Here is an 11,810-nt window from a genome sequence, read left to right as displayed (position 1 = left end):
CCAGATCATCTCTGGGTCAAACCACCCTCTCATCGCTACAAGCAGCGACTGCCGGGCAGTGGATCGTTAGCGAGCCACGGCGCTTGAGCGCTTCATTGTAGGCCGGCCAGTTTCTGGTCTTGTAGGTTGGGGGCGAAGGTCTGCTCATCCATCCCAGCTACCACGCTGGACTCGCGAGATGAATCCTTCACGGGATTTGTGCAACAAAGCCGAGCAGACCCATCGCTCACGACTTGCGAAGGCAAAACCCCGGCTGTATTTGCCGTCGAATTCGGTCGAGCGACGATTTTCAAATTCAGGCTCGCGCAAAGCACAAGACCGTTCACGGAGGCAGAGTTGAAAGAGGCGCTCAACTTGGCAACGCTAAACAAGAGTGGCTACAAGAGAGTGCGAGCAAAGTATCGGAGGCAAGGCGTAACTCTGGGCGACCGATCAGCTTTCAAGGAAATATTAGCAGCTTTGGACCAGAAAATCTGACAGCATGAGCTCAGCGGTCTCATCGACGCTGCCTTTGACCAGCATGTGTACGATCAATATTAGTCTACCTTGTGCGCCCTCCTTGTGACCCGCACTTTAGGATAGGAGGCGCACAGTCGGGGTAGATGACATTCTGCGCGGGCAGATTACCTGACAGATCGCCCAAAGCATCATCCCCGATCAGCATGTAGTCAAACACATGCCGCATCGCATCCTGGCTTTTGGTCTGGGAATAAAGATTGCACATGGGGATATCCGGAATCATGCGTGGGGCTGTTGTGGAACTTTACGGGAACATGCCTTAAAAATTAATGGCTCCGTTTGCGGCAAAACCTCCCGAAGCAAGATATGGTGTGCAACGTGATGGGTGAGCTTTGGCCAATTCAGAGCGTTCTGGAGCGTTAAAACTGGTTTTCCTCGTGGTTTTCAGAAGGTTCCTGTGCAGTTTCTCGGTGGCTGCAACGGACGATTTTTGGGACGCCAAGACCTTGATGAACAGATCAAAAACGGGGCGAAAATCCCGGCCTATTTCCGCTTGAAAACCATGGGTGACGGACGGTTAAAAATACTCTAGAGGTTTTATTTTGGGGAAATCCACGCGTCAAATCGACTATAAAATCGAGCTTTAATTCGGAGAAAAATGACGCCCAGATCAAGGTTTTATTCGGCTTTAAATCTGCTTTGATGATCGTTCTACAGAGAGTTTTCACGGCAAAATTTCCCGTAAAAAGCAGATGTTCTCAGGAGGTTTTGTCAGATGTTTTGTGGCAACAAAAAAAATTCTTTAAACCGCAAAGTTTTCTGCAAATCTCGACGTTCGACGGGTTTTTTCCGTTTTACACTATATTGTCGAAGCGAAGATCTCGAAAATTTAGTTTTACGGATTTTGATGAGAAAAACCGTTCGGGGCTGAGCGGCCAAAGATCATTGCTGAAATTTGGCATTTATCTACAATGAAACCCCAATTTTTTGAAATCGGTGAAGATCCATCCGAAAGTTGGGGTCATTTTTGCCGAATAGGGCTGTCAAATCGAATTTTTTGATATCTGCGGAAGGACCAAGGCCTTGTTGATAAAGGCGCACCTCAGAGGCGGCAGGACACCATGTCTTTGGGGCCATGTAAGCCGCCGCAACTCTTGAACCAATGTGCTGGAGCATGTCGTCGGGGGATGTTCGATGCTGAGAGCTTCACCGAAAGCGTCAAATACACCTGTCTTTCGTTGGTCGAATTACGCTTTGGCGACGCGGGGACGGGCGGTCTTTGGAACAGGCTGCGCGATTTCATCGAACGGCATTGCCAGTTGCGCCTCGGCATGTAGCACAACCAAGGCCGCCGCGCGGGCATCTTCACCGGCGTCGTGGTGGTAAAAATGCAAATTCAACACCTGTTTCAGGTTAGCAAGACCATGCCCGCCATTGCCTTTCAACTCAGGCCACGCGCGCCGGGCAATCCTGACGCTGTCGTTCCAGCGCAGCGTCGGCGGCTTAAGCCCCAAAAAAAGATGTGCGGCGTTGATGGCCTGTTTGTCAAAGTTGCTGTGCTGAATGAGATGGTGCCGGGTAAGCAGTGGCAATAGGGTTTCGAACGCCTCATGGAAGGGCAGGGCGTCTGCCACATGGTCCGGCCCGATCCCATGCAACCGAATGTTGAACGGGTCAAAATGAGTGCGCGGATTGACGAACATGGAAAATGTTTGCATTCCATTGTCGGGTTGAACACAAGCGAGGCCAATCTGGCAGATGCTGGCGGCATCGCTACAAGCGGTTTCAACATCCAGTGCGATGAACCGCAAATCTCCATGTGGGACGTGGCTGATATGTTCAAAGTCGGGGCGGGAAAAGGGGGGCATGTTTTGGATTGTTGGGCTCAACAGGTCTATGGGGTTCGTTCTGATTTTTGATATTCGTTTTGTGTAATTGGTTTCTCATAGCACTCGGCGCTGGTGGGGCAAACGCGTTTCGGGTTGGTGAGGCTGGTCTTGTTTTATTGAGATTGCAGTGGGTTTTCTTTTGATCGAAAGACAACCTTTTGAAGGGCTGACTGCCTCTGTTGATGTGTGGATGACCAACCCGACGGTATAGCAAAAGCAATTGGTGTCAGGGGCAAGCGTAGCTCTTAGCAACTGTGTCTAAGCGCCGGGCTGAAGCTGCCAAGGGACGCCGGTCTTGATGATGGCGTTGGCGATAGTGACCAGCCTACGTGCTATTGCGATGATGACGAGTTTGTGTGGTTTTCCCCGCTCCTTGAGACGTTTTGCGACTGGCTTGAGAACCGGATTGTGACAAGCGGCGGCGAGCGCGGCCTGGAACAGCACACGCCGTAGAGATCGTCGTCCACCCGCGATTGCTCTGCGGCCTCGCATCGCCCCGCTGTCATGTGGAACTGGCGCAAGGCCGGTCCTGGCAGCGGCTTCGCCTGACGTCATCCGGCCGAGTTCCGGCATTTCGGCGATCAACATTGCCGCAGAGACTGGACCGATCCCGGGGATTGATCGTAGAAGGTTCGCCTTTGCGGCAAGAGGCTGCACTCGTGCGATAACGCTTTCGATTTGCCGTTCGACGTAATCGATCTGAGCATCGAGCAGGTATATCAGATCGTCATCCATGACCTCGACACCGGCAGAGACACCCTGCCTCTTCCGAGCTCCGATCTGGGCTTTGAGCCGCTTGCGCATATCGACGAGTTGCCCTCTTCGGGTCGTCAACGTTCTAAGAATACGCAGATTTTCATCTGGCAGTTCTCGCCCGGCTTCTGGCCGGAATGCCATAAAACGGGCGATGAGTTCCGCATCGATCCGGTCAGTCTTTGCCCGCGTGCCCCGGGATAGCGCGAAGGCCTTGATCTGCGCCGGTGATAATTGCGTGGCCGTGATTCCTGCGTCGGCAAGTTCCGTCCAGAGCACCCATTCCTGGCCCCCCGTAGCTTCAAATCCCACTTTTACCGAGCCGGGTATTTGCCGGATCATTGCGACCAAAGCAATATGACCTCCTTTCGTGTTGGAATGCCGGAACCGCGATTGGCCGGGAAGGCAGAACCCGTCCAGCCAGTCGCGCGATACATCTATCCCAACGAGGGTTGTCTCAGCTATCATGTCACTCTCTCTTCCTTATGCTTCGCGGTCCCAAAGAACGGGCCGCCGTCAACTGTTCGAGACGGTGAAGAGAGGCGGGATCAGCCTGCTAGAGAACGTGGTCATGCCACAAGGTGTTTAGCGCTGTATCCCACCCCGTCACCGGTCCTGGCCGGGAGCGGCGACGGGGCATCTATAGCAGGGCCGAGACACATAAGGTGTTCAGTCCTGGCATCTGGTAGATCGGATTTAAGATGAATCGGTCTGGCTCTGAAGCCCAGATCTTGCAGATGTATTCGTAGGGCGTGAGGCCATTGAGCGTCTTGAACCTTCGGGCGAAGTTTTAGGCTGCCATGAAGTCGGCGAGGTGCGTGCGCAACTGATCATGGCTGTCGTAATCTTATCTTTTCACCGTCGCGTCTTTAATCGTTCGGTTCATCCGCTCGACCCGTTGCCCGTCAGGCAATCGCTGAGTATCCGTATAGATAAAGCAGGATATTCACCCCATTTTCGACCGCCGCGCAGCAACGCATTTGCCATAACGATGAGTTTGCGCATAACTGCTGTGATAGCCAGTTTTTGCGCTTCCCGGTTGATACTAACTGCTCATTTTTGGCCTTAAGATCTGGTTTGAAATGTGTTGCGACAACGGCCGGTAAATAGACCGCGCGTCTGACGCTGGCACGGCCGCCTTGGATTTGTTCTTTGCCCTGCCACTTTCCCGCTTGCCTGGAAAACGGGGCGATACCAGCTAGTTTTGCCGCTTATTTACTGCTCAGCTGTCCCAGATGCAACGCATTTACCTGCGGAGGGCCTCAAGCATCCACACCTCGCTTCGCCAATCCATTTCCAAAATCAAACTTGTATTGTTGCCGCGGAGGTTGGGGCGTCCTAAGGTCGACGCATAATATAGTATTGCATTGGGTATATGGTTTTTCTGAACTTCCTGAGAACAAAAACTGAGGACAAAAGACCACTGCTTGAACAGTGTCTTTCCGTTGATCTCGAGGTCAACCCGAAGACTGCCGAGATCTTTGACATGGCCGCTGTGCCGTTCGGTGGCGGGCTCGCGATTGTGACGTCCAAAGGCAGTATCAAACAGAGCCTCGACCAAATCGAAAAAGCCCTTGCGAAAACGCCACATGTGATCGGCCACAATATCCTGCGCCATGACATCGAACATCTTCTGGCAGCGCGCCCGCGGCTGGCCGCGAAAATGGCAGCACCGATTGATACGCTTTGGCTTAATCCGTTGGCGTTCCCTCGCAACCCCTACCACCACCTTGTGAAGCACTATCATGACGGTCGCTTGCAGGCGGGGCATGTGAACGATCCCGAGCAAGATGCGCGACTGGTTTTCGAGGTGCTTCAGAATCAGATCGATGCGCTGACCGAGCTTGCAGAACAGTCTCCGGATACCTTGCTGGCGTATCATTACCTTGCGACCCGCTTAGACCGCGCCGATGGGTTTGACGCGGTTTTTAGAAATATCCGCAAATCGCCTCGACCGGATCGGGCCGCAGCGCTATCGGCGATCAATGCTATCCTTGCTGGCAAAGCCTGCGGCGCGCAGGTGGCGCCAGTTATTGAAAGACTATCAGACCCAAAGATAGGCTGGCCGATGGCCTATGCACTTGCATGGATTTCTGTCTCGGGGGGAGAGTCTGTTATGCCGCCTTGGGTGCGGATCAGCTTTCCGGAAGCTGCCCTGATCGTGCGCGAGCTGCGCGATACCAATTGCGGCGATAGCGCATGCAACTGGTGCGCCGAGATGAACAACCCTGTTGGGGCACTCCATAAATGGTTCGGTTTCGAAGGCTATCGCTCCCGCCCCGTGGACATTGACGGAAGGCCCCTGCAAGAGGTTATCGTTGCGCAAGCCATGCTGCACGCAAATGTGCTTGGCATCTTGCCTACTGGCACCGGCAAATCGGTTTGCTATCAGGTGCCCGCACTTAGCCTATACGACAAGGCTGGGACGCTGACAGTGGTGATTTCACCACTGGTGGCGCTTATGGCCGATCAAGTGCAGGGGATGGAACGCGCGGGGATTTCGTCTGCCGTAACCATTAACGGCATGCTCTCTATGCCCGAACGTCAGGACGCGCTGGATCGGGTGCGGTTGGGCCAGGCTGCGATATTGTTGATCTCGCCGGAACAGCTGCGCAGTGTCTCGATCCGTTCGGTGCTAGCGCAGCGCGAAATTGGGTTTTGGGTGCTGGACGAAGCGCATTGCGTCTCGAAATGGGGGCACGACTTCCGCCCCGATTACCGCTACATTGGACGCTTCATACGGGAATTTTCGGGTGATGCGAAACCCGCCCCGATGCTATGCCTGACGGCCACCGCGAAACCCGAGGTAATCCAAGACATCACGGAGCATTTCCGCGAGCGCCTTAGTATCGAACTGGGGTTATTCGACGGCGGTGCCACACGCACCAACCTGACGTTTTCGGTGTTGGCGACCACGAAGGGCAGCAAGCTCGGGGATATCCTGACGGCGGTGTCCGCGCGCCTGCTCGCGGGCGAAAAATCGGGGGCCGTGGTCTATTGTGCGACCCGCAAAGAAACCGAGCGCGTCGCGGGTTTTTTGAAACTCCAAGGGCTTGCCGCCGAGCATTTCCACGCTGGCCTTACAGCCGACGACAAGCAGGCTGTGCAAGAACGCTTCCGCGTGGGTGATTTGCGCGTGATTGCGGCCACAAATGCCTTCGGCATGGGCATCGACAAGCCTGATATCCGTCTTGTGGTGCATGCCGACATTCCGGGATCATTGGAAAATTACTTGCAAGAGGCGGGCCGAGCTGGGCGCGACCGTGCGGCTGCCGAATGTGTGCTTCTCTATCATTCCGACGATGTAGAGCGGCAGTTTTCACTCACCGCGCGCTCGCGCCTAGAACGCCACGAGATCGGCGCCATTCTCAAGGCGCTTCGTCGCATAGACGAGCATACGCGTAATAGTGGTAAGGTCGTAGCAACGCCGGGCGAGATTGTACGCGAGGAGAAAGACCGCGAGTTTGTGCGTGACAGCGCCAGCGATGATACGCGCGTCAAGACGGCCATCTCATGGCTTGAAGAAGCGGCACTTGTCACACGCGAAGAAAACTGCGTGCAGGTGTTTCCGTCCTCGCTTTTGGTCCGCACATTGGCCGAAGCCGAGGCACGACTGAAAGGGGCCGAGATTACACAGGCCCGACGCACACAGCTTTTGACCATCGTGCGCCATGTGATGAACACGCCTGCGGATAAGGGCATTTCGACGGATGAGCTGACCGATGTCAGCGGGCTTTCGCACCGGGCGTTAAGCAAGGCGATGGCAGATCTGGAAACCCTCGGCATCGCGCGAAATGATATCGCCATCACAGTTGCGGTGCATATCGGGGTTGAAAACCAATCACGTCAGCGCCTGACACGCGCTATGCGATTGGAAAAGGCACTTATCGATCAGATGCGCGAATTGGCGCCTGAGGCTGATATTGGTGATCGCGCCCAGTTGGATATGGCCGCGGCCAGCCAGCTCTTGCGCGGCGAGGGGCATGAAGATGCAAGCCCGCATGTCCTTGACCGTCTTTTGCGAAGCATCGAGCGAGATGGACGCGATAGCGACGGCGGGCGCGGCAATATCCGCTTGCGCAAGCTGTCGAGCAAGACACTCGAAATCGTGTTGCAACGTTCGTGGCGGGTTGTGGACCAGACGGCCTCAGTGCGTTGGATGGCTGCGGAGCGACTGCTTGATTTTTTGATCGGCAAAGCCCCCGCAGGCATTCGTGGCAAGGATGTTCAGGTGGAAACGACCATCGGCGATCTGCTGGGTGCGCTGACAGGGGACGCTTCGCTTAAGGACTTTGGTATCAAGGACATGACCAAGCTCATGGAACGCGCGCTGTTGTGGCTACACGAACAGCAAGTGATGACGCTCGGCAAGGGGCTGACGGTTTTCCGCTCTGCCATGACCATCTATCTAAAATCGGGGCGTACTGGCTTCACCAAAAAGGATTTCCTTCCGCTCGAGGAGCATTACCGCGAACAGACCCTGCAAACCCATGTGATGGCCGCCTATGCTGAAAAAGGTTTGGATCATATCGATGAGGCGGTACGCCTCTCCGAAGATTACTTCACGCTTGACCAAGACCGATTTCTGCGGCGTTGGCTGCCGGGTCGCAACGTTGAGATTCGTCGACAGACCACTGGCAAGGCCTGGAAGCAAATCGTTGACGATTTGCGCAATCCGGTGCAGCAAGAAATCGTCGCGGATGACCGCGAAGAGACCAACGTGCTCGTGCTGGCGGGGCCAGGTTCTGGCAAGACGCGGGTGTTGGTCCATCGGATCGCCTATCTGCTCCGCGTAAAACGCGAAGACCCGTATGGCATTCTCGTGCTGACCTACAACCGCCATGCAGCCGCCGAAATCCGCGCCCGTCTACGCCATCTTGTCGGCGAAGATGCCGCGCGCGTTACGGTCTCTACCTGTCATGCACTTGCGATGCGGTTGGTGGGCGCAAGCTTTGAAGGTGGTGCTACCGAGCAGCGAGACTTCGACGGGATCGTGATGGAAGCCGTGCGCCAGATCAATGGCGAGGGGCTGAGCAGATCGGAGGCCGAGGCACAGCGTGAAGCGCTTATTCAGGGTTACCGTTGGATCCTAGTAGACGAATATCAAGACATCGGTCCCGAGGAATACGCGCTGATTGCCGCCGTGGCCGGGCGCTCGCTGGAAGACCCAGACCAACGGATTAGCCTTTTCGCCGTCGGCGACGACGACCAGAATATCTATGCCTTTGCCGGGGCCTCGATCTCGTTCATCCGCCAGTTTGAGGAAGACTACCGGGCCAAACCCAAGTTCCTGACCGAAAACTACCGCTCGACCCGCTATATCATTGACGCTGCCAATCAGGTTATCGAGCCCGCGCGTGGCCGCATGAAGGACGGACACGATATTACGGTCGACAAGATGCGCAGCCTTGACCCGGGTGGCGGTGCGATGGCGGGCTATGATCCGGTCGGTCAAGGGCGGGTGCAGTTCCTTGATATAGCGGCCGATGACGTGGCGCAGGCGATGGCTGCAGTGGATGAGCTGGTGCGGGTCTCACGGCTCGACCCCGACTTCAACTGGTCCCGTTGCGCGATCATATCGCGGGACTGGCGGCGGCTGGGTCCGGTCCGCGCCTATGCTGAAAAGCTCGGGCTGCCTGTCGAAATGGCCAACGAAAAGCTGCCGAGCATCTGGCGCCTGCGAGAAATGCAGCACCTCGTTGCAGGCTTGCGCAAGCGCGTGTCCGCGATGCTTACAATCCAAGAGATTCTTAACGTCCTTAATGAGCAGCCGTCAAACCGTTGGGTTGATCTCATTGCCGCAGGGATAGCAGACCTCGCACGCGAGTTGGGCAAAAAAACTATTCCTGTTCCCGATACCGTTGAGTGGCTTGCGGAGTGGTCGCAAGAAATCCGTGGCGTTCAAAGGGGGCTGTTGCTTTTGACCGCGCACCGCTCGAAGGGGCTTGAATTTGACCATGTATTGATCTTGAACGGTGGCTGGAAAGCCCTTTCAAAGGGTGAGGACGGTGAAGCTCCGCGCCGCCTGTTCTACGTCGCCATGACGCGCGCACGCCGCAGCCTCGCAGTGGTCACAAGTGGCGCGCATGACTTCGTATTGGCAGATAGCGACAGCGAGCTGTTGCGCAAAGTTGAGATACCGCGAGAGGTAGATCTTCCTCATCCCGACCAATACCAGTTGCCCGACCTGACTTCGGTTGATCTGTCTTATGCAGGCCGACTGCCCAAGACGAGCCCTACCCATTCAGCTATCGGCGCAGCTATGTTTGACGACCCAGTGACACTTGAACAGCAGCAGGGGAAATGGATCATTTTTGACCGCGACCGCCGCCCGCTTGGCCGCATGGCTGGGAGCTGGGCGCCACCCGAGGGCACCACCCTCGTTTCAGGTAAGGTGGGGGCAATCGTGCGCTGGCGCAAATCCGACAGTGATGAACGTTACCATACCTACATCAAGCACGATGAGTGGGAGACAGTTCTGCCCGAGCTCGTGTTCCGTTCGCGTGAGCGAAGGTAGAGGTGAAGACGGTTGTTGATAGTTGAAACAGATGCGGTCCTAATTTTGAAAAGTTTACAGCTTTGTTAAGACAGATTTTTTTGGATTCATTTGGTAGGGGCGATTATCATCATCATGTTTTGCCATGTTCATATATCCTATCTCAGAAAGTTCCATCGTAATGTGAGGCAACTCCGACTTATCAGTAAAAACGAGAAGTCGCAGGTGATACACGTGGGAAATCGGTCAGCTGGGGGGGGGGGGGAAGCGCAAGCAACAGTGTTCCTTGAGCCTCGATTGCTGGTTTGGGGGAACCGCAAAATAGGGCTAGCTGTGTGACACCTGATCGACATATGATCAAAACCATTGCCTTAGATAAAATAGACAAATTTGGAAAACTATGACCTTGAACTTTTCGAAAATTTGCTTTGTCAAAACTGCTTGGTCTGAAGACTATCAAGGACAGGACGTCTTCGGGCGACATGAGCATATCAAGAAATATCGTGACGGCCACGAACGATATAATTTTAAACTGGGGCCTGATGGTAGATTTTATGGCTATATTCCACCACACAAAACGCCCGACGATGCAAAAGGCTGGCTTGTAATATTTGTTGCTGCATCTACGAACGACAACGGCAGGACGTTTGGTCCACTCTTCCCCGTTGGATGGTTTGAAGACGCTGAGTTTGTAACCGAAAATGAACGTCCAGAGTATATTACGGATAAGTATTTTCCAGCATGCCTTGATGGAACAAAGTATCTTTACAGTGTTGTGTCGGAGCGTGCGTTCCTCATTCCTAGTGGCCTGCGTGAGCTTCCGCTTCCCAAGCAGCATGGACGCAAACTTGGAATGGCTTCGAAAATAGAAGTCAGATCCTCAGGCCCTAAAACGCGATCAGAGAAATGGCGAATAGATTACGCGGACTATGCAGAAGACTTGATCAAAAGACTTCATCCCAATGATAGCGCCTCCAAAGTGCCGGTTTCTCAAACCGCCATCGAAGCCAGCGCTATAGCCGAAGACCCGACTAACCGCGGCTACGCAACAAGTGAACATAGGCGCGCTGTCGAAAAAGCTGCTGAAGAATTCGCTAGAAAGACGTTTCAAGCCGATTTTCATATAAAGGACGTTACGAAAGAGAACTTGGGTTACGATTTTCACCTGAGGCAACGAACAGGACCGCGCGAGATTTTTTTGGAAATAAAGGGAACATCCGGTGTGAAGCCCATGTTCTACCTAACGCGAAACGAATTAAAGTGTCTCGTAGCCAACAGGTCGCGTTTTCACTTGTTCTTGGTCACAAGTGCTTTGTCATCTGATTTGAAGGGTGAGTTATTTACCTCCTCTCCTGTGGAGGACTGTTTCGCTTTAGAACCCCTAAACTATCAAGCGACGCCCAAAGAAGCTTAATACTACGTTTCGCATTGAAGAGGCAGATGAACCAAGCGGCATGAAACCTACCACGATGCATCTTATCTGAGCTGAAAACCTGTCCAGAAAAGCAGGACCACTTCAAGTTGCCCGGAATCGAAATCCTATCAATGGCGCGTTCACCTGAACGAGTACTGACCGATGTTCTCCACAACGCGTGGCTACTTCCATTATGGGGGGCTGGTCGTATGTTTAATAGGTTCACCACAAAGACAGCGGCCTCTTGAAGGAACAGTGAAACGGTGAAAGGATATAGGCTTTCAAGCCGTTTCAACTGTGGATGAGCAAGACCACTGACCTGCCCCCCGAAACTTCCGGGGTAATCCCCCCCGAAAGTAAGGGGCTGGATAAGTAGAATTTTCTCGGCAAGATGAACGAGGAGATTTTGGATGAAGATGACCAGATATAGCGAACCCCAGATCCTTGCGATCCTGCGCCAAGCCGAAGGCGGTGTGCCTGTGGCCGAGCTTTGCCGTGAACATGGCATGAGCAATGCATCATTCTACAAGTGGCGGGCGAAGTATGGCGGGATGGATGCGTCCATGGGGCACTGTCAGAGGAAACCGGCTTGAGCCGGGCAGGGCGGTTTCGTAGCGTAGTAGGATGACAAAACGCAGCCCTTTTCGATACTTCAAAACCAGCCCCGAAATTATCCGCCTGGCGGTGATGCTCTACGTCCGGTTCCCGCTTTCGCTTCGGAATGTCGAGGATCTATTGCATGAGCGCGGCATCGATATCAGCCATGAAACGGTGCGGTTCTGGTGGAACAGGTTCGGTC

At 54.3% G+C, this 11,810-nt stretch carries 5 protein-coding genes and 3 pseudogenes; 4 read left to right on the top strand and 4 right to left on the bottom strand.

Annotated features, from left to right (window positions below; all coding sequences use genetic code 11):
- Positions 1-1,706 precede the first annotated feature (1,706 nt).
- The 4 genes and pseudogenes from FQ320_RS24500 to FQ320_RS24485 form a co-directional block, all read right to left on the bottom strand.
- Positions 1,707-2,270 (bottom strand): exonuclease domain-containing protein, encoded by a 564-nt coding sequence (locus FQ320_RS24500; protein WP_255509716.1) that lies wholly within the window; start codon positions 2,268-2,270, stop codon positions 1,707-1,709.
- Positions 2,271-2,606: 336 nt separating this feature from the next.
- Positions 2,607-3,569 carry an IS110 family transposase gene (locus tag FQ320_RS24495; RefSeq protein ID WP_148475892.1) on the bottom strand — a complete coding sequence of 321 codons (963 nt, stop codon included), beginning with the start codon at positions 3,567-3,569 and terminating at the stop codon, positions 2,607-2,609.
- Between the two features lie 172 nt (positions 3,570-3,741).
- Positions 3,742-3,999, bottom strand: a pseudogene (locus tag FQ320_RS24490) (integrase core domain-containing protein); the annotation flags it as partial.
- A 7-nt stretch (positions 4,000-4,006) separates the two neighbouring features.
- Positions 4,007-4,294: a transposase gene (locus FQ320_RS24485; protein WP_255509717.1), complete on the bottom strand. Its 288-nt coding sequence runs from the start codon at positions 4,292-4,294 to the stop codon at positions 4,007-4,009.
- Positions 4,295-4,587: 293 nt separating this feature from the next.
- On the opposite strand from FQ320_RS24485, the gene FQ320_RS24480 reads away from it, so the two are divergent.
- The 4 genes and pseudogenes from FQ320_RS24480 to FQ320_RS26710 all read left to right on the top strand — a co-directional run.
- On the top strand, positions 4,588-9,618 hold the full coding sequence (locus tag FQ320_RS24480) for a RecQ family ATP-dependent DNA helicase (protein WP_187394073.1): 5,031 nt from the start codon (positions 4,588-4,590) through the stop codon (positions 9,616-9,618).
- A gap of 379 nt (positions 9,619-9,997) precedes the next feature.
- Positions 9,998-11,011, top strand: a complete 1,014-nt coding sequence (locus FQ320_RS24475) for a DUF3883 domain-containing protein (RefSeq protein ID WP_148475890.1) — start codon at positions 9,998-10,000, stop codon at positions 11,009-11,011.
- 410 nt (positions 11,012-11,421) lie between these two features.
- A pseudogene (locus FQ320_RS24470) lies at positions 11,422-11,577 on the top strand (transposase); the annotation flags it as partial.
- A gap of 58 nt (positions 11,578-11,635) precedes the next feature.
- Positions 11,636-11,810: pseudogene (locus tag FQ320_RS26710) on the top strand (IS6 family transposase); the annotation flags it as partial.

The sequence above is a fragment of the Oceaniovalibus sp. ACAM 378 genome (genome assembly GCF_008085915.1).
Classification (GTDB): domain Bacteria; phylum Pseudomonadota; class Alphaproteobacteria; order Rhodobacterales; family Rhodobacteraceae; genus Oceaniglobus.
Note: the sequence above shows the minus strand (reverse complement) of the source record. Positions and strands in the feature narration are given on the sequence as shown.

Excerpts from the sequence above, each read along its gene's own strand:
- FQ320_RS24495 (WP_148475892.1), bottom strand. The coding sequence starts at position 3,569 with ATGATAGCTGAGACAACCCTCGTTGGGATAGATGTATCGCGCGACTGG.
- FQ320_RS24475 (WP_148475890.1), top strand. The coding sequence starts at position 9,998 with ATGACCTTGAACTTTTCGAAAATTTGCTTTGTCAAAACTGCTTGGTCT.
- FQ320_RS24480 (WP_187394073.1), top strand. The coding sequence starts at position 4,588 with ATGGCCGCTGTGCCGTTCGGTGGCGGGCTCGCGATTGTGACGTCCAAA.